Raw genomic sequence first — 21,562 nt, forward strand, 5'->3', positions numbered from 1 at the left:
TATTTCTTGCGAACAACATATAATGTTATACAATATATTCGCACATAAAGAAAAAGCGCACAGCTTTTCAAAAGGAGAAAAATATGAGTCGTCAATCTAATGACCACGCTGCTCCATCACATCAGGGCATGATTCTGACGTTTGCCTCTGGCGGTAAAGGCGGGGTGGGTAAATCCGCGACTGCCGTTAACCTGGCGGGCGCTTTGGCTAACCGTGACTACAACGTCGCGTTGGTGGATACAGATATTGGAAGCTTGGAGCAGAATACCAAGGGTACACGTTCTACGTCTGAGTGGCTGAACTACCGCGCGGATCTACTGGATCAGGGGTATGACTACCCTGTTATCAGTGGCTACATGTTGTCACCGGATGCACGCATCCACGGCGAACTGCAAAAGCTGGCCCAGTTGCATGATTATGTCATCGTGGATACTCCGGGGGAGGCTGCAGTTGCGTTGCGCAGTGCGGTCGCGGTTTCTGATGTTGTTTTTTTACCTATGAACTGTATCCCAGTTGAGCTCAATCCGTTGCGAACCTTCTTTCAGCTGCAGATTGATCTGGAGGAAAGCTTTGCATTGACCAATCCCGATTTTAAAATTGATGTCCGACTCCTGCCAACACGCATCCATGCTAAACGTCGACTTGCGAAGGAAACCTTCATGGAATGGTACGGAGCGGGCATTCAGAATCTTGCATCGATCTCGGGTGTTTCAATTCCCGATACGCCGCGCATTCCAGAGACTATCTGTTCTGGCTACTCCCTGCATGATATTCGCGAGCCAATGCGAGCGAACTTCGATTTGCTGATTGATGAAATCCATGGAAAGCGTTCATTGAAGGCAGTGCGCGTGATTTCCGAGGAGGTGGTATCATGAGCAGGCCGAAACCGCGTACCACCTTCAGTGCGCTTCCTGAAAAACAGCAAGCGCCCTCCCCTGCTGTCCGGCAACGATCCGCAATACCACTTGATCAACTGGATGCCGTTGTGGGTGATGGTCTTGAGATTGTTCGCGCCGTTCCGCTGGCTGAGCTTCCTGTGACTGAGTGGAATGCTAAAGATCATGTTGTTGTTGGCGATCATCGCTATCCGCTCAACACCCTGGTGGAAGTTGAGCTTGATCATGTCAGCGGTATTTTTAAAGGCAACAAGCGTAGAGCGCTGAACAATATTGAAGACCTTGCCTTGAACATTGCAGCAGTCGGACGCAATACGGAACCGGTTAAGCTTCGTTTGGATGCTGACGGCAAGGGTTTCGAGGTGGTCAAAGGTCAGCGTCGCTACACAGCTATGAAGCGTGCGCGTGAGCTAAAAGGTGAGCTGCTGAAGCTCACCGCGCTGATTGTCGAGATCGACGATGCATCGGCGACCCTGGAAGCCGCCACCGAAAACCTGTACCGAGAAGATCTGACTCTGTGGGAGCGCTCTGATCAGATGATCGCCCTGCAAGAAAGTGGCGTTGCACAAACCGCAGAAGATTTGGTGCCCTACCTGCCAACCAATGGTGATAAGAAGAAAGATCGCTCTTTGGTGTACTACTACCTGACACCTTCCAAGATTCCGGCGGATGTACGTCAGTATGTAGATGAGGGGCAGGGCGTTGCGATGCTGAAAATCAAGCAGCTTAAAGAAGCGGTTGAGTCGGCCGGGGGTCGGCAGCAGGCATTGTATGAGCACCTGTCTAAGCATTGTCTGCGTGATCAGCATAGCGTTGCCGATCTCCTCAAGCGCATTAAGGCTTTTTTGCAAAGTGATGATGCGCCAAAGCCACAAGTGCGCACTATAATGAGCCAGGAGGGCAAGTCACTCGCTGTTGTTAAGCATTCGCCCAAAGGCACAACGACGCTGAGATTTGAAAAGGCCGTACCGCCGGAGCGCATGAAGCATATTCTGGCCACAGTCGAGAAGATGCTTGCAGATGAGCATGACTCTGTGGTGTGAAAATTTTCACACTACAGCCAGGTGGCGTCGTTGAAGGGTCAAGCGGGTGTGAAAATTTTCACACCCGCTTAGGGGTCTAGGGTTGTCGTTGATGAGAGTGTGAAAATTTTCACATTCTAAGGTCTGATGTGATGAGGACAAGTGATCGTTTAGGTTTGTTATTCCCTTATGATTGGTCCAATCCGGAAGTACCAGACGACTGGGTTGTTGAGCGCGTATTGGAGCGTCAAATATTCCAGGATGTGGTCCAAGTGTGCTTGGTGCTAGGCATTGATCACGTACGGAGGGTGGCACAAGAGATGCCGGATGAGATCACAGGTTATGGTCGTTTCTGGACGGTTCTGGACAATATAGAGCGAGGGTTTGCGAATGCTAAAGCTACAATCTCTTCCGAGCAAGACAAAGGCGGTATTCGAACTACTAAGGAATCGTGAGGAGTTAAGCGAATTCGTCTTAATTGGCGGAACTGCGTTGTCGCTACAACTCAATCATCGTCAGAGCGAAGATCTTGACTTCTGGCTGCCGAGTAAATCGCTCAACAGGTATGGGATCAACAAGCTTATTGCGCATTTGAAATCCACAGGTCATCAAACCGTTTTGGTTACACCTGCTTCAATGATCTCAAAAGCACGGATCAACGGATTTGACCTTTTGGATTCAGCGCAGGATTGGTCTATTGATGGTGTTAAAGTAACCTTTTTTTCACGAATCGACATGGCTTTTAGCTATTTCACGCAAAAGAAAAGGATGGATCAGCATGAAGCCAAAACAGCCTTCGACATAATGAGTGCTGATGGGGTTTTTGCAATTTGTTAACGAGTGTGAAAATTTTCACACTCGTTAACATCAATTAAGGCTTGGGTCTGTTTTTGTTTTAGCGGGATCGAGATCCGGGAAGGGGAACCGCCCGGCGAACCACCGCCATCCGGAGAGCCGCCACCGCCGCCATTGCCCCCACCGTCACCACCGGACGGCGGGGTGTTGCCGCGGTTGCTGTTACCGCCGCCGTTGTAGTCGGTGTCCGCACCCGTGCGGGCGTTATGCGCCTCGTGGCCGCCGATCGGGGCGTAGTTGCCACCGCCGTCTTGCTGTCCTTTGCCCTTGGCCGCTGCAGCACCCGCTGCATCACGCGAGTAGATCGCCGCACCACCGTAGACACGGCTGGTTGCCTGTTCGCCCTGGGCTTCGCCCAGCGGATGGTTCCCAAAAACAAAGCAATGCAATTGGCGGTTTCGAAGTCTGCCCTGTAGCTATATTCAGCCCATATAGATATGCTAACCTATATCAGATTTATCATTCAATATATGATGGTATATCAAGATGAGCTACGCCACAGAGCAGATACTTGAAAACCTACGAGACGCTCGGAAAAGCAAGGGGTTTAGCCAGCGGGAGTTGAGCGCGCGCTCGGGTGTGCCACAAAGTCATATTTCAAAAATCGAATCAGGTAGCGTTGACCTTCGAGTATCCAGTTTGATTGCACTCGCTCGCGTGCTCGACCTGGAGCTCTTGGTTGTGCCTAAAAAGGCTGTTCCTGCGATACAGTCGATCATTCGAAGCAGTAACGGTACTCCCGATGAATGGGAACACGTGTCACCTGCTTACCGTTTAGAGGACGACGACGATGCCTAGCCTCGTGTCCACCCTGAATGTTTTGCTGCACGGGAAACCGATCGGCACGATCACCAACGTGGGTCATGACAGAACGCTGTTTGCTTTTACAGATGCGTACATCAATGATGAATCGCGGCCGGTGTTGGGGCTTGGATTCAAAGATTCGCTGGGCGGTTTACTGACTAATTTCAAGCCGACCCAAGCCAAGTTACTTCCGTTTTTCTCCAATCTACTGCCAGAAGAAAGGATGCGCCACTACCTGGCAGCGCGTGCAGGCGTGAATCCGGCGCGGGAATTTTTTCTATTGTGGGTACTCGGACAAGACTTGCCCGGCGCGATCACGGTTGAGCCGGCCGATGGTGAAGCACTCCCACCGAATGGTCATCACGAAACCCAGGATGATCCGAAACGCGAGGCGCCCATGCGTTTTTCATTGCCGGGTGTGCAGTTGAAATTTTCCGCCGTGCAACAGACAAAGCGTGGTTTAACGATCCCGGCGACAGGGCAGGGCGGGTCATGGATTGTGAAATTGCCGTCGTCTCGATTCGAAGCCGTGCCGGAGAATGAATATTCGATGATGGAATTGGCACGCATGCTGGGAATGGATGTGCCAGAGACTCAGCTACTGCCGATTAACCAGATTGCCAATATCCCGGACGGGATCGGGCAGTTTGGTGATCATGCCTTTGTGATCAAGCGTTTTGACCGTGCGGATGGGCGTGCCATACATATTGAGGACTTTGCCCAGGTGTTTGGCGTATACCCTCACGATAAATACCAAAAAGCCAGTATGCGCAACATTGCCCAGGTGTTAGGCATAGAGGGCCAAGACACGGACATTGCCGAATTTACCCGCCGGTTGGTCTTCAATGCGCTGATAGGCAATGCGGATATGCATCTGAAAAATTGGTCCGTGATCTACAAAGACACCCGCACAGCCTCGATTGCCCCCGCGTATGACTTTGTTTCGACCGTTCCCTATCTCCCCGATGATAGTGCGGCGCTGAAGGTCAGCCGCAGTAAAAAGTTCAGCGATTTCACGCTGGATGAATTGTCTCATTTGGCCGCAAAAGCGATGTTGCCGGAAAAGTGGGTGTTGGATACCGCCAAGGAAACTGTTGCAGGCTTTTATGAGGTGTGGGCGAAAGAAAAGGCACATTTGCCGCTGGCTCAATCCATGATCGAAGCCATCGAGCGGCACCTGCGTACAATCCCGCTTCGATAGAGAGTGTGAAAATTTTCACACTCGCATGTCGCCACTGAGATAAAAAATAAAGGCCTTTATAATCAAATATTTGTGAACTTTCCTCTAAAGCCGTGGTCTACTGTTGCAAGCGTGCTAGAATGAAACGCAACAGCTTTAAAATCGTTTAAGCAGCGTCAGCAGAGCGGGTGGAAGCCTTCTTCGGCGCAGCAGGATGACACCAAGGAGGCTCATCATGAGCTTAGGATTTTTTGCAAAACTGGCCGGTGAAAACGCAGATGCTGCTCGCTCTTGGCAGGGTGCAACCCGTAGCTGGCAACAACACTCTGCTCAGCTCGAAGACGCGCTGCTCCACGAGAAGAATGAAAACTGGCGGCTCCAGCAGCAGCTGAAGAAAGCGCAGGAGCTCAACGCTTCCTGGCAGGCGCATGCCCAAAAGGTCGAAGAGAAAGTGCGGGCATGGCAAAAATCAGCACTTGAATACGAAGCTATGAACCGTGCGAAATCTGCAGTCATTGAGGATAAATTTGGTAAAGGTATTGCTGAACTCGCGGAGATCGATACCCCAACGGCTGAAAAGTATTTTGAAGAGAAAAAGCAGGAGCTCATTAAAGAGTGGGGCATTAACCCATGGGATGAAAACAGAAGCTGAGCTCACAGCAACCTATGTAAACTCACCGATGAGAAAAAACCACTCCGTAGAGTGGTTTTTTTTGTGCCTTACATCGGCTTGGGACCAGCATTCCCAGCCCCATCGCCGCCTTGCGGCGTAGAGTTGTTGCCCGGTGCACCGTCAGGCGAACCACCGCCATTAGGAGAGCCTCCACCGTCACCACCTGACGGCGGGGTGTTGCCACGGTTGCTTGAGCCACCGCCGTTGTAGTCGGTGTCCGAATTCGTGCGGTTGTGCGCCTCGTGGCCTCCAATCGGGGCATAGTTGCCACCGCCGTCAGGTTGTCCTTGGCCCTTGGCTACTGCCGCACCCGCTGCATCACGCGAGTAGATCGCCGCAGCACCGTACACACGGCTGGTGGACTGCTCGCCCTGGGCTTCGCCCAGCGGACGGCTACCAAAGCCTACCCAGCGCATCACGTTGTCCGCAGTCTCGAAGATCATCTCATAAGACTTGTGGGACAAGCTCAAGATTAGCCCCACGAGCACCATGTTCATGAATACGATCGCGAAATACTGGCTGACGCCAAAGCTGAACGCCTGGGCGCCGGTGCCGGTAATGGAGTGGTTGACGACCTTGAAGCCTTCGATTGCCAGGAAGCAGATGAACTGCAGCACCTGCATGGACATCACCAGGCCCAGTAACAGCAGGATAGGGCGGAACAGTACGTTGGTGAGCATCTGGTAGCCCTGCACTGCATAGCGGCCCGACATACCTTCACCTTCCGGCAGGGCGTGCGCACCGGCCCAGATCGGGGCGGCGACCAGGGATTCGCAGATCATGATCATCCAGCCGATGACACCAAACATCCAGAAGATGAAGGGAATGGCGGGGAGGTAGTAGGCGAGGAACCCGCCTGCCAGCATGAGTGGGCCGATCAGGAACATCACCAACATCACCAGTGAGCTTATAACCGACTCAACAAATGTGCCACCGAACCATGAGATACCTGGGATTGCGCCCGCCTGATCGCCGCCGGCTTTCAAGAGGAATGAAGTGACAATAATGCCCGATGATGTATTGATCATCATGTGTCCATAATTGGCAAGCTGGCCTATTGGATCACCATTGCTATCCAATGCTGTGGTCATAGACCACAGACGGGGCCCCGCGATCTTGTTGAGAAGATCAACCGGTCCATCATCTTCAGTAATAGTTTGAACACGAACGCCCGAAGGATTGCCTTTGTGATCAAACTGGATAATTTCATTTTCCTCCATGAACGTTTTCAAATACTCCTGAAACGCTCGGAGCTCTTCATAGTTGAGGTTTTTATCATTAGGCACGGTCCATTGCGGGTTCATGTTCATGCCGCCGATGCTTTGATGGCTAATCTTATGCAGAACCCAGTGCCATTGTCCGGCCAAAAGCCAGTTACCTTTAACCTCGTCGGCCCATTCACCCATAAGGCGATCAATCTCAGCCTTGCCGGCATCCTCATTTTGCGCATTTGTAACGGCTCTGTAGGCTGACGCATACACCTCATCCGCGCGTGCGATAGCTTGTACGATTGGATGTGTGTCAGCGGCAAAGACAATAGGTTCACCTTCACCATCAGGGATTTGATCGGCAGGTGGGAGCGAACCTGATGGAAGATCTGCACCCTTGAAGTAATTATCGTAAAGAGCAGGGACTACTCCCTGCGCGAAGAAGGCCGATATTTTTTTCTGAGCGAGGAATGACTTATCACAATACTCCCGCTCTATGCTGTCGGCAGGAAATGTATCGCATGAGTAGGTAACAGAACCACAATTACCAAAGTTCCAGTTCAACTTTGAGTCTTTATCGATGGAGACACGACGCGGGCGCTGCCCATCAAGTCTGATTTCAGCAACGCTTTCGCCACCTAATACGCCACCACCATATCCCGAAATGCCAGCATTATTATTTCGTGCAGCTTCCGCATCGCGTGTAGCTCGAATGCCTTCATCACTTTGAGACCAGACATCATACTGGTGTTTAGTGCACGCCTCTGCTTGGAGGGCCATGAAGCTATGGCGTGGATCTGATGGAATGTAAGGGGGCTTCGCTAGAAGGGTCTTATGCTCCACAAAGTAGTCAACGGTTGTGTTCCAGAGTGCGATAGCGCCCGCATTGGATAAGATGACAAGCCCGATAATAAGGGCCTGCAATACAGAAAAGCCCCCAATAGCGGTAAGTGGTGCCACAAATGTGACACCCAATGCGGCGCGAATGGGTGTCCATAACGTGGAGTACCGTTTACCCAGGGATTCGCCCTCATGGGCTGTGTGGAGGATACCAATCGAAATGATGTAAAGGACTACCAGTGCTGTCCCGGTCAAGGCAAAAGCATTGACGACACCAAACATTTCCGGAAGCACAAACGCAGCGGGTTGAACTGACTCGTCGATGCAGTCGATATTGGTTCCGCCAGCGGTATCGGCAAACAATCCGATGACATCAGGACCGACGATGCGCTCTAGAAACGCAAGCGCATGATCAAGGCCTGTTGCGTCGGGTGCGCAAGCCGCTTGATCCGTCAGTGACTTCATTGTTTCACTGGCGCTTTGAGGTGCGGATTGTGGATCTGACATTATTCGATCCTCACTGTTTCATGCCAAAGGAATTCTTGAAGCGCTCAACAAGGGCCTGAACCACTTCGCGGATTTTTTCGCCCATTTTCTCAAGGCTTTCGAAGCTCTTGCTGTCGTTGCGAAGCCCGATTTCCTTCATCTTCTTCTTGAGGTCATCAAGCATTTTCGAGTCAACTTTATCCATATCCAGTAACTGATCTGGACGTAGGTTGTGCTTACGCGCGGACTCCAGGAACTCTTTGTGTTTGCTGGCTGCAAGATCTACATCCGCCATAGCAGCATCGAAAGACTGCTTCAACTCAGGATTAGAATTGATGGTCTTCTGAATCTTGTCGTTGATTTTCTGCTTCTCATATTCAGCAAAAAGATCACCATCACGAACATTGATAGCATCACGTGCCTGGCGAAGCTGGGCTACGTCTGGATGTTCCATGATGCCATCAAGCGTGTTGCGCGCACTTTGCAGATGTGTCTTTGCATCTTCTGCAGTATGCAGCATGCGCGATTCACGCCACTTGGAAAGGTGTTCGGGGTTAATTTGGTGACGGATCGCATCGCGTGTGGCGTTGAGACCCTCCATTGCTAACGTAACAGGTTTATTAAGGAGAGTAGAAAGAATGCCGCCGGGACGCTGTCCGTTGCGCTTCATGTCCTCTTCTGCTTCCTTGGCACGTCGTTTGACCTCCTCATCGGAGGCAAAGCGAACTTGACCATTTTCCTGTATGAGAAAGCCTTCCTTAGCGAGAATGGGCTCGCCACCACGCTCGCCGATCATGACCGGCTTTTCGGGGTCGATTTTCATCAACTTAAGTTTTTGGGGCACGCCACTAACTGAATCGCGGCATGACAACAATTCAACGCTAATGGGTGAGTTTTCTTTGCCCAGTTCAGATGCGGCAAGCCATCGCGCTGCCGGTAGGTGATCGGAGAATTCCGATAAATCCGTTTCAACAGTAAGGTTCGCATTGGCCGCGGTCTTCTCATCAGCAAGCTGGTAAAGCACATCGACAGTGTGCGACAACTCAGGTGATGCATTCTCCAAACGATCCAAGGCAGAACGCAGCGTCTGGGGATTGAAGTCCTGGCAGGTGTGAACTGCGTTATAAATCGCACCGAGATCACCACTTTCAAGGTTGGTCTGAACAAATTCAGATGACGCTTGGACCTCCTCAGTCGATCCCTTGAATCCATAGCGCTGCATCAGGGAATCGATATTGGCAACCATATAACTTTGCAGGGCCGGTGCAGCAACAGGATTTGCTTGCAGCAGCGACTCAGCCTGGCCATACAGGGAGAGCATCAGATCGGGCGAATACCCAGCACCGGTCATCCCGTTATACAGCTCGATCCAATGGGATTTTGCTTGATCACTTGTGAGGTTCTTGTATGAATCAGGCAAAGGATCATTGCGTTCATATGCAAAGACGGACTGATTAAGCAGATCCGTTTGCATCATGTTTCCGCGCGGCGATTCCTGCGGTTGAATGCCTGAGATATCGACGGGCACCGGGGGGGTATCGAAGGGTGTGTCGGGGCCTGCTGTTTGTGATTCAACTGACGCAACCGGAGAGGAGTTCATTGCCAGGTCCGCATCGGCATAACTATCCTCAGAGTTTTCGAACTTTGAAAGGATACTCATCGCTTTACTCCTTATTCCCCGGTGTCTGAAGATGGAACTTTAAAAGTTGCCGAACGCACGCGCATGTCGCTGATCGCTTTGCGTGTATCAAGGTCTACTTCCTGTGCTGTGCGTGATGCAACGATGCGGTTGACCTGCTCCTGCTCGTTCAGCATTTCGAGCATCAATCGGTTCTGCAGGTTGGTGGTCGTAATAAGTTCAACCAAAAGATCCTTCTCGCCCATGGCCTGAATGTCAGCAAGGTAATCGACGGAGTTGCTGCGGTAGTAGACCTCAACATCGAGACGTGATCGTTCACTGACGAGGTCCCCATTACGCTGCGCAGCTTCGAGAAGCGCCTCCTTGCCGGGATACTCCATCTTCGAGAGCATGTCATTCATACCCTCGTCCAATGGCTGGGTCGGAAATGTTTTTTGATGCGTAGATTGAAGATATTTTGCAATCGGCTCTTGGCGGAAATGACGCTCCTTGATCATCGAGCCCACCTCAACATCGACTGCCGACTGAATTGTGTCAGATGTCAGGACCCTCACTGGCCGCCAATCGACAAGTCGGTTGATCTGTTTGAGTGCGTGTTCCTCGTTCTCGATCAACTGTGTGTTACCTGTAGGGGCGACCAGCTCAAGATCCAGTAAAGAGTCGTGCATAGTGGCAGTGATTGCCATTGCCCGCGCCTCTGGTTCAGGCTCTCGGGTGTGCAGTGCAACGGACTCAGCAACAGAGCGGCCTGCCTCATTTACCGAAGCGGCACCTTCGCTGGCAGAGGCTGCGGACGTACCTCGGCTGCAGAAGGTAGTCGAAATAGGGGCTTTCCCGTTTTTGATACCATATGCGCTGTCTGACGGATCAGGAATCCCCGGGTAATTTCGATTGATATCCATTCTGCGTTGAAAATCTTGTGCGGATGATTCCAGATGCTGCAGGAATACAAGCAGGTTGGTGTGACGGTCCAGCTGGGCCTCATCAAGGAAACCGATGGTGATGCCGTGATGCTCACGATCCATCTGGTGTTCTTCCTGAATCGTAGGGATAAGCTCATTACGAATCACATCAACAATTGCACTTTCCATCTGCGAAATGCGATTATTGATGCTGGAACGGGTTTGCGCGTGATAGCTAGCAACGGTCGCGCAATCGCAACCGTAAGCTTGAGACTCGCGAGTAAATGAAATCGAAAAACAAAAAACCGCAAAGAGACAAAACATCTCACGGTTTAATACGCTTTTAATAGATAGCATCACTTACTCCTGTTGAGTCGCTCAAGGTAGAGACGCGACACGCACGTGTCTCGACGGGTGGATTGGAAGCACACATCGATGGAAGAGCAAACTGCATTTGGTTATCCATGCATTGATAGATCATCTGCTGAGTCCCAAAAACACCCTGCGTACTGCTACAAGGTGAGTATTTCCCGGTTGGGACCCATTGATAGTATTTAGGGGGCTCTGGTTTTGGGCTGGTAGGATTACTGCCTGGCAGTGGCAGAGAGGGCGGTGGACGTATCCCACCGAAGTCTTCAGGAATATCAAAATCGTAATCTGGATCGACACTTTCGATGAAGTCGTAAAGACCATCACACGAGCTTTTATCCATCCCAAGCAATCCCAAAATGTCATCGATGGGAGTGCCAGCGAACACCTCCATAAGTGCATCTCGCAATAAGTCATTACACTGACGCGATTTGCGAACAGAAGATTCACTGATGGAGGTGTCGCCAACTGACTTGCCGTGCTCACGGGACATGGTGACTGATTGGTCGCGAGCCCCGCCCATCCGCCCAGAAAAAATTTGAAGCGCTTGTGGGGAGGCGCAGGGATCCGATGCAGATTCGGCAGACCAGGTGGTGTGTGGCGTAAGGACGGCGCCTGCTACCACACACGCAGTGATAATTTTATTCCTCATCAAGCACCTCAAAAAGACTATCGGTGATCATATCCATTCGCGCAGGGCTGAACACAGCCCCGAGGAACATAAACTGAGACAGTAAGCGCAGCCGGCTGTAGTTGATGTTGCTGTCAGATGAACTGCGCTGGTCTTCAACATAGGCAGAAAAATCATGAAGCCAATCGGTATCGACATCATTGAATATACGCTGTAGTCGTAAGGATCGGCTGAATGACAGAAGCGAAAGCATATCTGACATCTCCGACAGGCCAAGTGAGCGTATAATTGGTGGGTCCAGATATTCAGCTGGATTACCCATCTCATTTAACTCCACATCCAATACAGCGTTTGGACGGTCTAGTGTCCAAGACTCACGAGAGTCAAGTAATGTAAGTAATGACGCGAGGGAGTGTGATTCTTGGGCCCAGAAGGCATGAACTTCATGTATCGAGAGTGTAGACATGTCAACCCTCTGCAACCTTTCGGCATAAATGGTTAAATCATATGTATTTGTCACCCCAAGTATAGTAAAAAAACCAATGCGTTGTAAGACCCAGATCGGAAGCGTCTTCTGGCCTTCGTAAACACAGCTTAATTATGGATCTTCTACACACATGATGATCTCACCCTGCTCAATCCCCAGGCCAGGGTAATCAGCATCTGCAATGGCTTTAGTACCAAAAGGAAGTCCCTCGGATTCACTGGGGCAGGGAGCAAGCACGGGATTGATTTCGGCAAGGCACTCCATTATGGACCCCGTTCTTGTCGTTGAAATAGAGCCTACAGAACAAGGAGTGGTGTAGTTGGCACCCGCAATCACCGTTCTACCGTCCGATAAGTTTGGGAGACCCGCAATAGGTGAGTACGCAATATCGCTGTGAACTATAACATCGCCGTAAACATCCAAATTACCTAACTCATCAAAACTAGAAGGGTGCCAATCTGAACCGTTGCAAATAAAAATCCTCGGCCGAGACGTACCACCTACTTCATCACCTTCTTTTACAACGTATACCTGGCCATGGTTGTCACTGGAGCATGACCGAACGCTCAATGCGGCATATGTATTTTCAATAGGAACCTCGCCGACAAACTTCCACTCATCTTCACGACAGTTGAGAAGTTTGCCCTGTTTATTGAGTGCAAGTGCACCAATGGTTTGCGCTTCGACTGGATTGCTACTGGATGGATCATTGCACACAGTGCCTTCATCGACAGCAGCTAATCCATCAATGAAATTCCCGCCTTCGAGTTCACCCGTTGTTGTATTGAGATACCCACCCATGTGGAGGTCAGTATTCATCGTATTGTAGATGGGATTTCCGACATCATCCCTGTACAAAAACGCGGTGGTATTCATTTGATGGTCAAGCCACAAGGCTCTAAAAGCGTGTCGTGAGGATATTGATACAGGGCCGGTACCACCGGAACAGTTTAGATTGTCAGTACCGGCGGTATCATAGGAGATGTTGTCATGTTGATAAGTGGATGCATGCAGATTCCAACCGCCTAATACACCGTATATATCCACATCTACAATATTGCCAAAGCTGTCTTCACGGTTGATGATATTGAGAGGCATGTCATAAAAAGCTCCTCCTGCTGCTCCTGATTGAGATGCCAGAAGTGAAAGAGATACGTCATCAAGATCGCGACCGCCCTCAGTGACTAACAAACCCTCCAATACAACACGTCCTGATGGGGACGTATCTTGCCTCACTAACGCACACAGAGATTGGCCATAACTGTTTGTGTTTGTGTAACCGTCAGGTAAATACCTGTTTGCAATTAAATCTGAATCCACGTCAAGTCGCATTAATTCAGAACCCGTATCATCAAGACGCTCAATGATAGTAGAGTAGTTGTCCTGAATAAAACTAGCATATGCATCGCCGATCGTTTTCATATGCTGCCCAGCTAATGTGAGACGAGTGTCTTCCATATACCGGCTAATAAGTGTAACCACGCCGGCAACAACAAGCGAAGCGATCGATAACGAAACAGCCACTTCTACAAGGGTAAGGCCACGTTGTTTGTGATGAACGTTTGATAAAGAGGATGACATAGAGTTCTCCAAACTATGACTTACGGACCATTTTGGCTGCCTCACGGAAGCGCTCATACATCTTAGGCGGTAAGCCTGAAACACGATGAGCTTCAGATGCTGTGATTTTTCCTTGTTCAATCAATTTAAGTAACGCATTGCCCATTGACCTCGATATGCCATCAGGTGAAGTATCCAAAGCTTCCTGAAGTCGGGCGGGGTCGTAAAGCAGCTTAGTAAGTTTTTGACTTACATTAATCAACACCTCGCTAGCGAGTACATAACCATTGCGCTCAACAGTGGGTATTAACACCTGAGCAATAATGCCCTGTAGTGTATTGGCAAGTATGCGTTTCTTGTTGTCAAGATCACCACCTTCAAAAAAAGAGAGGAGTTTTGATATCGCACTTACTGCACTGTTTGCGTGAAGAGTACCAATAACCAAGTGTCCAGAATCACTTGCAATGAGCGCGGTTTCAGCTGTTTCTCGATCCAGAACCTCACCAATGACGATGATATCAGGTCTCTGTCGAAGAGCATTTTTGACACCTATACGAAAGGATGGAACATCAACACCTACTTCGCGCTGAGAAAAAACCGCTTTAACGGGCTCGTACACATACTCAATCGGATCTTCAATTGTGATAATGTGAGATTTACGCTGCTCATTGAGCGCATTCACTATAGCGGCCATGGAAGTGGATTTGCCCGAACCTGTTGAGCCTGTGATTAAAATTAGCCCGCGTGTTGCCCGCAACAATACGTTTATAGTAGGGGGCAGTCCTGTGTCTGCGATAGAGGGCGCAGTGACCGGCATCCGGCGAATTACAATTTTAATTGTTTTGCCACAATAGGTTGAATAAATGTTTAATCGAAGTCGCCAAGGGTAGTCATTGTTATCGAGCTGCAGCATTGGACGACTCAAAGCACCGTCACTCGCTATAATTGAAGACCACTCAGGTTCGATGTTGTCAAGAAAAGATTTAATTGATTTTCGATCAGGTATGTGACTTTCAAACACCTCCCAACCATCAGGAAGTAATATACGAATGAAACTGTTTTCTTCAATCATCAAATCAGTAAAAGGCATGGGTGCAGAGATAACCTCTTGAATTAGATCATAGAGATTAACTTGATATTCACCAGTCACTAAAGGTTCATTCATTGTTGTTTCCTTCTATCGCCCTATCACGACCAGCGAGCCAGGCGGGATCAGGTCAGGAATCGGTCTGACGATTACAGGACCAAGACCACCTTGATGTGTCAGAGAACGCATATACGTAGTACCGCCGTCTATGAAGGCCGTACCAATAAGCTCAGGTGCTTTTAGGGTGTTTACAACACCATCAGACAAGTACAAAGAAGGTGATGTTATGTAAACATAAAGCTGGCCATTAGAATCTTGGTGTGCAGAATAGCGACTGAAATCGGTATACGCCCCAGCTGTTGAAAATCCATTAGGAATCTCAGTGGCTGGAAGTGTCATAAGAAGTGCAGAATCAATATCCCGAGACCCAGTAGCGGGATTCTGTCGTACATAAGAAATTACAGCATGTCGGAACGCAAGAAACCCGAGAGTCGAAACCTCATTTTCAATGGATTGGCGACGTTCACGTTCGGAGTGCAATGTGAAACCAGTATAACCAGTTAAAACAAAGAGGACCATCGACATGATAAGTAAAGGCTTCATGAGGCTCTCAATTCACGGATCGCATCGTATTTAGCATTCGGTTGACCTGAAGTGTCATAATATTTTCAAGTTGTTCCCACTTTTTATTACGAATTAAGGATTGAACGCTCTTGTTTTCATCACCCTTGACGCTGATGGGCTTGATCATGGGTCTGCGTGGTGAATTGGCAAGGTGCTGATGCAGAACCACTGATAAACCGTTTGCTAATAGACTTGAAACATCCTCTGAGCTTAAAGCTGAATTACTTGCTAGACTGTAGAGCCTTTCTATTGCCGACCAGGGTGAATCCGCATGAATAGTACATACCACAAGCCGACCATTAATGGATGCTTTTAGAGCTTCTGTCGCTGTTTCTGCGTCTCGAATCTCCCCAAGGAATATAATGGTGGGAGCCCATCGAGCGGCATATCGACATGCGTCAGCAAAACCACCTTGGCTTACTTCCGTTTGATAGCAAACGCCTTCACCATGTCTCCCTTGCAGCGGCATTTCAGGCGGGTCTTCAATTGATACGCAAATACCGCCATAACGCTTCAAACGCTCAATGACGAGACTGGAGGCCGTTGTGGTCTTGCCTTGACCATAAGCCCCTGCAATGACGATCATTCCTGTCATTCGTGGTTGAAGCACGAGACTTATGATCGATGGATGAACACCAAGGTCAATAAGTGCAGGAACATTTGCAGGAAAGGGACGAAGGATGTAAACAATTTCCTCAAGAGAGAAAAGCGTAGAAACACGGTAAACAACATTATCATAACGGAGGTTAAACTCTTGCCGCCCTGATTCCTGTCTATATTCAGAACACCGCTGACGAATTGCATGAATATCATTTTCCGTTTCGGGAGGTGTAGGAACAGGATCACCCCCATCTGGAAGACCTGATAGCCAGGATTTCTCTTCACCGATGTAAATATCAGAAAACCTAAGATCGGCAAGACGATGCATATCGCACTACTCCAGAATTAAATTAAAACAAGCAGTTAAAGTCCAATACTTTCAACTGCTTGTTCGTACTACTAATGGTCAGCTGGAATAAAAGTAAAGCGTGTTCGCAGCATTCCCGGCACCACATAGTGCAGACCGAGTTGCCGGTGCACGTGCGGTCGCATCATCAGGCGCGGTTGGTTTAGTGCCATCATTATTGACGGAGTACCAGTCAGCTGCCTGAGTGGCCAGCAAAATGCAAGCATCGTCATTTAGGCCACTCACTGCAATGCTAAAGATTTCGTCTTCGCCTTCGATGGTAAGGTTACCATTCAGCAGGTGAGTGAAACCATTGACACCATCAGGAGTTAGGGTTGTAGGAAAGCGTTTCGAATCCTGGATCATAACATTGATATCACCAGCTGTTCCCTCTGTGTACGTTGAAGACTGTACATAAAGTTGCTGAACGCCGCCACGCATGCTAATGAGGTCTTGGTTGAGCTGCTGGACTTTTTGCGATGTAGAAGTCGAGCCATAGAGTGCAAGAGAACCAGCAACGACTGCTGCCAGAATAGCAAGCGAAACGCCTATCTCAACAAGCGTGATACCCGCCTGGCGATGCAATTTCATAGCTGATTGATTGCGTTGTGATTTGTACATCGGATGATTCCTCGGTTTATGGACTAACATCATTAATTATACTATATATAAAATGGTTCGCGGTTCCCTACATCATTCGGAGTGAATTTGTCATTTGAATCTGCATCGCAAACATCCCACCGATCATGAAGGCTAGCAAGGCCCCAACCACAATAATCCCAACAACAAAAACAGACTTCATCTGCTTCTGTACAACAGAAATACCTTCATCGAGCCATTCATTGCCAATGATTTTGAGCGCCTCATCGAATCCCGAAAGGCTCGCATAGACGGCCATGTCATCGATAATTTCACGATCTGGGAATTCGTACCCACTTTTCGCCAATGAAGAGCCTATGTCTTCACCTGCACGCATGCCTCTCAAACAGGCTTTAATTCTATCTTTTAGCCAAGGTGATGCATGTTTCTCAAGCTCCATTAGCGCCATTTCTATTCGCATACCTGACTCGATCATCGCGGCGAAAGAAAGCAGCCAGGAAGAACCTTGTACTACTCGATAAATCGAGTAAGGAGCGTAGCGATCAAGGACTATTCGAACTCCACCCAGTCGTCGTGTCCACCTACTCAATGAAGCAAAGAAAATAATAAAAATTACTGCTAAAGCAATAATCATAAATATCAAATATGATTGAACAAATGAACTCAGTTCGACCAAGGATCGCGCAATCCCAGTCCATGGATCCTTACCCTGTACCGCCGAGGTGAATGCAGGAACGATTTGGTAACTGAATAAAGCCAAAGATCCAAAACCAATTAACAAAAGGAATACAGGGTAAAGTGTACCACCTAAAATTGCACCTTTGATTTTACTCTTAGCCTCCATAACACGAGCAGATGCCACGAGCGATATTTCAAGCTGTCCGGATTGTTCCCCGCCCATAAGGAGCATTCTTTCATCTGTGCTTACCCAGCCCGTTATAGCTTCAGAAAGGCTAGCACCATTAGATAGTTTCTTAGACCAGTCGCGTAATGCAATTGTCATTTGGTGCTTCGATTGACCCATAGCTACGCGACGTTCAATAAGACTATCGAGTGCTTTAATGATGGGGACCCCATTGTTGACCATTTTCGCAAGTTTAAGCCATAGTCTTCTACGTTCATTACCACTATGTAAGACCATGAAGCGCGCGAATTTAATTTCCAAGGGCGTTGATTTCGTCATAATCCACCGTCACAGATGCTGCACTAAGGCCTTCGTTTGAGCCTATGGCGCTACCAATTTCAGAATGCTGAATTGAATGGTCTTGCTCAATTAGTCCCATCGTAAGCGGACCAACAACTTCTTCAGCAACAAATGGGTCAGTTAATCCCGAATTGATTTTATCTATGGTGTGCTGAAGCATAGTGCGTCCTTCTTGATCACCAAGCCAATAGCCAATGGCACCAATGCGGTCATGATTACGGATATGCTGCATTAAGCGCTGATCAGTGATAATGGTTTCTGCAACAACAGTACGCCCGATAATGCCGGTATTATTACAATGGCTACATCCGCTGCCTGTAACATACACATTGTCAATTGGTGTAACACTCATGACGCGCTTGACATCAATTTCGCTATATCGATCCATAGCGTCTTCAAAAGGAGTCTTGCAATGAGGACACAATACCTTCAATAGACGTTGGCAAGTGAGAGAACTTATGATGCTGCTATCAGTTACGACCTCAAGAGCCGTACCAAGATCCATCAGACGATCTATGATGGCTAATGCATTATTTGCATGCAAAGTTGTCCAAACTTGATGTCCCGTCATGGCCGCCTGAAGCGCAAGGCGTACCGATGGCGTGTCACGCATCTCACCAATCATGATTATATCTGGATCAAGACGCATCGCGGATTTTATGGCCAACTGAAACTGAACTGATCTTTCTGCTTCAGTATCAGCATTCGTGACGGGCGTCTGGACTGCACCTGGAATAGGGTATTCTGGAGGGTCCTCAACAGTGATTACATGTTTGCGACCAGAATGTTCCTTGATTATACCACTCAACACCCTCTGAAGAGTTGTTGACTTACCGGACCCTGTAGGACCAGCAATTATATTGATACCTGTAGGCCTTTTCTTTGCAAGAGCTAATGTACGTGATTGAGCATTGCTAAAGCCCAAGTCCAATAGAGAAGTTGAATCATTGGTGTCGTTATACAGTAGTCTTAACACCATGAGATAACCATCCACCTGCGGGCTTGTGGCCACTCGAATGCCATCTAATTTAGCAGGTAGGTTTGTACGCTTGGAGATCCTGGCGTCCTGTCGAGCGTTAGTTTTGAATGTGGAGTCTGACACATCAGACATGGCTTGATAAATGGTTGAGCAGAATTGCTGTCCAAAACCATATGGGTGCTCTGCTTGAAACTCCAAATCATTATGTATCCGAAAGTAGATCTGGCATCCGCGTTGCTCGCTAACACGTATATGGATGTCGGATGCGCGCAGTTTAACGGCATCATCAAATAACTGCTTTGCCAAGTGCTGATTGCGAGAACTATCGCGTGCGCTATTCTTACCTGACGCGTTGGAATATAAACTCTGGATTACATGTATAGTAACTAAATGTTCTTCATACTTTACGTTAGTCCGATGTAGCAATGCCTTGAAAGAAGTTACATGTGCGTCATGAATATGCGTCTTCGATATAAAAAGTCGACCATCGTCCATTAGACAAAGTATTTTCTGAACATTCTCAGGTATGGAATACCTCCCCCCAGTCGCAGTAAGGGGTACTGAGCCACCGGAACTGGTCGTAGTAGTCATAAATGATGCACCCTTTTGTGCCAGGTTAGGGTTAAGACCTGGGGGCTCAGAATGGACATCGATTTCATCACGCTTTGAACGCATTTCAGAAAAATTCGTTAGCGTTTTGTCCGAATTTGAGCGCAATTTCTTCGCCGCCCCTTGAAATATTGACAGAACCGACATGAATAGATACCACCTTCCAACCATTTTCAATAGTATCACCTTCTTTTACAGTGATACGGCGCCCGCTCCCTTCAATTAGGGTGGCATACAAGGTCCCGCCTGATCCAAGTATCTCCAATATGACGGGTTTATGGAAGATAGGCTCAGGGGTTTGTACTTCCATAATGGGCTCAGGGTTTAGTACAGCATCTTCATCCCGCTCATTACCCCCCCATGCACCGTTCTCAACGGATTCTTCAGGTACGGAAATTGGGGATCTTTGATTTTCTAGAGCCTCGACTTCGGACTCGATCATCAGTAGTTCGCGCTTCTGCTCCAGTTTACGAATACGCGTGCCATTAATGACCATTTCTTCATTCATGCGGCGGATTTCTTCACCAATCTTACCAGCAGTCAACGAGCTGCTAGAATCTGGATTAGAAGCGGTAGAATCGCCATACACATAACCGCTAAAAGCCGCAACCGCAACCCATACCATGGGAACTTTGGCTATAAATGACTTTTTACTTTGCATACTGCGTACCCTCAATATTCCAAATTAACGACCCGTTAGATAAGGATGCTGACACTTTCTTGATTCTCAGCCCAGGATTTGACATTGGTTCAACTAAGATATTTGGTGTAACCATTGTATCACGTATTGACCAATCAATGGTGCTCCAGGTAGGCCTGGGTAGATCTGGACGGCCGGTGATGGGTGGGGCGGCACGTGGAGCGCCCACTTCAATCTGAATGCCAAGTTCTTGAGAATATCTGCGCATGTTTAGATCGAAAACAGATCGCGATGGGAAGGAGGATTGTTCGATTTGACTAGACTTAGATGCGTCGAACGGGGGGAGTTGATGAACAATTTGTCCATTTTCACCTTTATTGCTAAATGTAATATCGGGCACGGCTTCTTGTGCGTGAGACACCCATCCATCAGCTGCGCGTAGAAAATTGGCGGTTATAGACCCACCACTAATAGTGGGTAAACAATTGATTGCATCCAGGCGCCAATTTCCAATCACCCACTCAGTATTTAGAACACCGGTGACACAAGCATCGATAGCATCTTCGGCGCTAGGCTCTCGTGTCCATGGCGGTGGAGGAGGGGGTGGTAATTCCTTAGCTGGGTTGTTTTGTAAATCTTTATAATTCTGGAAAAGAACAATCCCTTTGTAAGAACCAACTGCAAGAGCAATGAGTGACAGCACGCAAATCGCGCTCAATATTAGCTTTTTTCGACTCCGTTTAATCGGTTTCAGGGATGACTGTTTCAATATTAACTTGCTGGCTTCCGCCTCCTTAAGGAGCCCGTCAAACGTAATATCAGTCGATGCATTGGTAATGCCCCAGTGATCGGGCGCAATGAGTAGGTCCCAGCTCATAGGCAATGACAGCATTTGATGAAAATGAGCTAGCACCTCATCCTCAGAACCATGCATGTCACCATCTGCCAAGATTATTCGATCATGCTGTGCCACAAGAAGCCACATTGATTCAGAGACATCTTGTATCTCAAACACAGCAATAAAGCTTCGAGCGTGAGGATGAAGTTTGGAAATACTCTCAGCTAAAATATAAGCTGATGACTTGGCGTTGCGTTCTTCTTTTGTATTGGGTGAAATCTTATCAAGAAATCCAATATGTGGCGTATCCCCATTCCGCCACGCTATATGAGTACAATTGTCCAGCCGTCTTGCAGTCTTACGCGTTTCAGGCCCAACACCTATTAGTGAAGGCTTCTCCTTGCGTGAATCACCATTGACGGGCTGCCAGAACAAGCCCGCAGCAAAGACCTCACCGTCGTAGTTAAAAAACTTGCTCGGCAT

The 21,562-nt window shown here is 48.6% G+C and carries 21 protein-coding genes; 6 read left to right on the forward strand and 15 right to left on the reverse strand.

The window, feature by feature from the left end; translation table 11 throughout:
• The first annotated feature begins 83 nt into the window (after positions 1-83).
• The 3 genes from ACAM29_RS19650 (at position 84) to ACAM29_RS19660 (ending at position 2,755) form a co-directional block, all read left to right on the forward strand.
• Positions 84-875 carry an AAA family ATPase gene (locus ACAM29_RS19650; protein WP_369625269.1) on the forward strand — a complete coding sequence of 264 codons (792 nt, stop codon included), beginning with the start codon at positions 84-86 and terminating at the stop codon, positions 873-875.
• Positions 872-1,939 (forward strand): ParB/RepB/Spo0J family partition protein, encoded by a 1,068-nt coding sequence (locus ACAM29_RS19655; RefSeq protein ID WP_369625270.1) that lies wholly within the window; start codon positions 872-874, stop codon positions 1,937-1,939. The genes ACAM29_RS19650 and ACAM29_RS19655 overlap by 4 nt, the downstream gene beginning before the upstream one ends.
• A gap of 369 nt (positions 1,940-2,308) precedes the next feature.
• Positions 2,309-2,755, forward strand: coding sequence for a nucleotidyl transferase AbiEii/AbiGii toxin family protein (locus ACAM29_RS19660; protein WP_369625271.1), 447 nt, complete (start codon positions 2,309-2,311; stop codon positions 2,753-2,755).
• Here ACAM29_RS19660 and ACAM29_RS19665 read toward each other — a convergent pair.
• Positions 2,752-3,162 carry a hypothetical protein gene (locus ACAM29_RS19665; RefSeq protein ID WP_369625272.1) on the reverse strand — a complete coding sequence of 137 codons (411 nt, stop codon included), beginning with the start codon at positions 3,160-3,162 and terminating at the stop codon, positions 2,752-2,754. The two genes, ACAM29_RS19660 and ACAM29_RS19665, sit on opposite strands and share 4 nt — an antisense overlap.
• 97 nt (positions 3,163-3,259) lie before the next feature.
• Between ACAM29_RS19665 and ACAM29_RS19670 the strand changes: the two genes are divergently transcribed.
• The 3 genes from ACAM29_RS19670 (at position 3,260) to ACAM29_RS19680 (ending at position 5,409) form a co-directional block, all read left to right on the forward strand.
• Positions 3,260-3,571 (forward strand): helix-turn-helix domain-containing protein, encoded by a 312-nt coding sequence (locus ACAM29_RS19670; protein WP_369625273.1) that lies wholly within the window; start codon positions 3,260-3,262, stop codon positions 3,569-3,571.
• Positions 3,564-4,778, forward strand: a complete 1,215-nt coding sequence (locus tag ACAM29_RS19675) for a type II toxin-antitoxin system HipA family toxin (protein WP_369625274.1) — start codon at positions 3,564-3,566, stop codon at positions 4,776-4,778. Before ACAM29_RS19670 ends, ACAM29_RS19675 begins: the two co-directional genes overlap by 8 nt.
• 214 nt (positions 4,779-4,992) lie before the next feature.
• Positions 4,993-5,409, forward strand: coding sequence for a hypothetical protein (locus tag ACAM29_RS19680; RefSeq protein ID WP_369625275.1), 417 nt, complete (start codon positions 4,993-4,995; stop codon positions 5,407-5,409).
• Positions 5,410-5,477: 68 nt separating this feature from the next.
• Here the strand turns inward: ACAM29_RS19680 and ACAM29_RS19685 are convergent, their stop codons facing one another.
• The 14 genes from ACAM29_RS19685 to pilO2 all read right to left on the reverse strand — a co-directional run bounded on the left by ACAM29_RS19685 (position 5,478) and on the right by pilO2 (position 21,562).
• Positions 5,478-7,985, reverse strand: a complete 2,508-nt coding sequence (locus tag ACAM29_RS19685; RefSeq protein WP_369625276.1) for a DotA/TraY family protein — start codon at positions 7,983-7,985, stop codon at positions 5,478-5,480.
• Positions 7,986-7,995: 10 nt separating this feature from the next.
• Complete coding sequence (locus ACAM29_RS19690; protein ID WP_369625277.1) at positions 7,996-9,624, reverse strand: hypothetical protein; 1,629 nt, start codon at positions 9,622-9,624, stop codon at positions 7,996-7,998.
• 11 nt (positions 9,625-9,635) lie between these two features.
• Positions 9,636-10,694 carry a hypothetical protein gene (locus ACAM29_RS19695; protein WP_369625278.1) on the reverse strand — a complete coding sequence of 353 codons (1,059 nt, stop codon included), beginning with the start codon at positions 10,692-10,694 and terminating at the stop codon, positions 9,636-9,638.
• Between the two features lie 154 nt (positions 10,695-10,848).
• Entirely contained in the window at positions 10,849-11,526 is a 678-nt protein-coding gene (locus tag ACAM29_RS19700; RefSeq protein ID WP_369625279.1) for a hypothetical protein, read from the reverse strand.
• Complete coding sequence (locus tag ACAM29_RS19705; RefSeq protein WP_369625280.1) at positions 11,516-11,971, reverse strand: hypothetical protein; 456 nt, start codon at positions 11,969-11,971, stop codon at positions 11,516-11,518. Before ACAM29_RS19705 ends, ACAM29_RS19700 begins: the two co-directional genes overlap by 11 nt.
• A 132-nt stretch (positions 11,972-12,103) precedes the next feature.
• Positions 12,104-13,573, reverse strand: coding sequence for a shufflon system plasmid conjugative transfer pilus tip adhesin PilV (pilV, locus tag ACAM29_RS19710; protein ID WP_369625281.1), 1,470 nt, complete (start codon positions 13,571-13,573; stop codon positions 12,104-12,106).
• 13 nt (positions 13,574-13,586) lie between these two features.
• On the reverse strand, positions 13,587-14,717 hold the full coding sequence (locus ACAM29_RS19715) for a type IV pilus twitching motility protein PilT (RefSeq protein WP_369625282.1): 1,131 nt from the start codon (positions 14,715-14,717) through the stop codon (positions 13,587-13,589).
• A 12-nt stretch (positions 14,718-14,729) separates the two neighbouring features.
• Positions 14,730-15,242: a type IV pilus biogenesis protein PilM gene (gene pilM, locus ACAM29_RS19720; RefSeq protein ID WP_369625283.1), complete on the reverse strand. Its 513-nt coding sequence runs from the start codon at positions 15,240-15,242 to the stop codon at positions 14,730-14,732.
• Positions 15,243-15,249: 7 nt separating this feature from the next.
• On the reverse strand, positions 15,250-16,191 hold the full coding sequence (locus ACAM29_RS19725) for an ATPase, T2SS/T4P/T4SS family (protein ID WP_369625284.1): 942 nt from the start codon (positions 16,189-16,191) through the stop codon (positions 15,250-15,252).
• Positions 16,192-16,269: 78 nt separating this feature from the next.
• Positions 16,270-16,830 (reverse strand): type II secretion system protein, encoded by a 561-nt coding sequence (locus ACAM29_RS19730; protein ID WP_369625285.1) that lies wholly within the window; start codon positions 16,828-16,830, stop codon positions 16,270-16,272.
• Between the two features lie 67 nt (positions 16,831-16,897).
• Positions 16,898-17,992 carry a type II secretion system F family protein gene (locus ACAM29_RS19735; RefSeq protein ID WP_369625286.1) on the reverse strand — a complete coding sequence of 365 codons (1,095 nt, stop codon included), beginning with the start codon at positions 17,990-17,992 and terminating at the stop codon, positions 16,898-16,900.
• Positions 17,964-19,748, reverse strand: coding sequence for a GspE/PulE family protein (locus ACAM29_RS19740; RefSeq protein WP_369625287.1), 1,785 nt, complete (start codon positions 19,746-19,748; stop codon positions 17,964-17,966). The genes ACAM29_RS19735 and ACAM29_RS19740 overlap by 29 nt, the downstream gene beginning before the upstream one ends.
• Positions 19,669-20,262 (reverse strand): type IV pilus biogenesis protein PilP, encoded by a 594-nt coding sequence (gene pilP / locus ACAM29_RS19745; RefSeq protein ID WP_369625288.1) that lies wholly within the window; start codon positions 20,260-20,262, stop codon positions 19,669-19,671. Before pilP ends, ACAM29_RS19740 begins: the two co-directional genes overlap by 80 nt.
• On the reverse strand, positions 20,252-21,562 hold the full coding sequence (gene pilO2, locus ACAM29_RS19750; RefSeq protein ID WP_369625289.1) for a type 4b pilus protein PilO2: 1,311 nt from the start codon (positions 21,560-21,562) through the stop codon (positions 20,252-20,254). Before pilO2 ends, pilP begins: the two co-directional genes overlap by 11 nt.

Source organism: Marinobacterium sp. BA1 (genome assembly GCF_041155135.1).
Taxonomy (GTDB): domain Bacteria; phylum Pseudomonadota; class Gammaproteobacteria; order Pseudomonadales; family Balneatricaceae; genus Marinobacterium; species Marinobacterium iners.

Bases quoted from the DNA above. Each gene is read 5' to 3' on its own strand.
- ACAM29_RS19650 (WP_369625269.1), top strand. From the start codon at position 84: ATGAGTCGTCAATCTAATGACCACGCTGCTCCATCACATCAGGGCATG.
- ACAM29_RS19655 (WP_369625270.1), top strand. From the start codon at position 872: ATGAGCAGGCCGAAACCGCGTACCACCTTCAGTGCGCTTCCTGAAAAA.
- ACAM29_RS19660 (WP_369625271.1), top strand. From the start codon at position 2,309: ATGCTAAAGCTACAATCTCTTCCGAGCAAGACAAAGGCGGTATTCGAA.
- ACAM29_RS19670 (WP_369625273.1), top strand. From the start codon at position 3,260: ATGAGCTACGCCACAGAGCAGATACTTGAAAACCTACGAGACGCTCGG.
- ACAM29_RS19675 (WP_369625274.1), top strand. From the start codon at position 3,564: ATGCCTAGCCTCGTGTCCACCCTGAATGTTTTGCTGCACGGGAAACCG.
- ACAM29_RS19680 (WP_369625275.1), top strand. From the start codon at position 4,993: ATGAGCTTAGGATTTTTTGCAAAACTGGCCGGTGAAAACGCAGATGCT.
- ACAM29_RS19685 (WP_369625276.1), bottom strand. From the start codon at position 7,985: ATGTCAGATCCACAATCCGCACCTCAAAGCGCCAGTGAAACAATGAAG.
- ACAM29_RS19690 (WP_369625277.1), bottom strand. From the start codon at position 9,624: ATGAGTATCCTTTCAAAGTTCGAAAACTCTGAGGATAGTTATGCCGAT.
- ACAM29_RS19695 (WP_369625278.1), bottom strand. From the start codon at position 10,694: ATGGAAAGTGCAATTGTTGATGTGATTCGTAATGAGCTTATCCCTACG.
- ACAM29_RS19700 (WP_369625279.1), bottom strand. From the start codon at position 11,526: ATGAGGAATAAAATTATCACTGCGTGTGTGGTAGCAGGCGCCGTCCTT.
- ACAM29_RS19705 (WP_369625280.1), bottom strand. From the start codon at position 11,971: ATGTCTACACTCTCGATACATGAAGTTCATGCCTTCTGGGCCCAAGAA.
- pilV (WP_369625281.1), bottom strand. From the start codon at position 13,573: ATGTCATCCTCTTTATCAAACGTTCATCACAAACAACGTGGCCTTACC.
- ACAM29_RS19715 (WP_369625282.1), bottom strand. From the start codon at position 14,717: ATGAATGAACCTTTAGTGACTGGTGAATATCAAGTTAATCTCTATGAT.
- pilM (WP_369625283.1), bottom strand. From the start codon at position 15,242: ATGAAGCCTTTACTTATCATGTCGATGGTCCTCTTTGTTTTAACTGGT.
- ACAM29_RS19725 (WP_369625284.1), bottom strand. From the start codon at position 16,191: ATGCATCGTCTTGCCGATCTTAGGTTTTCTGATATTTACATCGGTGAA.
- ACAM29_RS19730 (WP_369625285.1), bottom strand. From the start codon at position 16,830: ATGTACAAATCACAACGCAATCAATCAGCTATGAAATTGCATCGCCAG.
- ACAM29_RS19735 (WP_369625286.1), bottom strand. From the start codon at position 17,992: ATGACGAAATCAACGCCCTTGGAAATTAAATTCGCGCGCTTCATGGTC.
- ACAM29_RS19740 (WP_369625287.1), bottom strand. From the start codon at position 19,748: ATGTCGGTTCTGTCAATATTTCAAGGGGCGGCGAAGAAATTGCGCTCA.
- pilP (WP_369625288.1), bottom strand. From the start codon at position 20,262: ATGCAAAGTAAAAAGTCATTTATAGCCAAAGTTCCCATGGTATGGGTT.
- pilO2 (WP_369625289.1), bottom strand. From the start codon at position 21,562: ATGCCGAGCAAGTTTTTTAACTACGACGGTGAGGTCTTTGCTGCGGGC.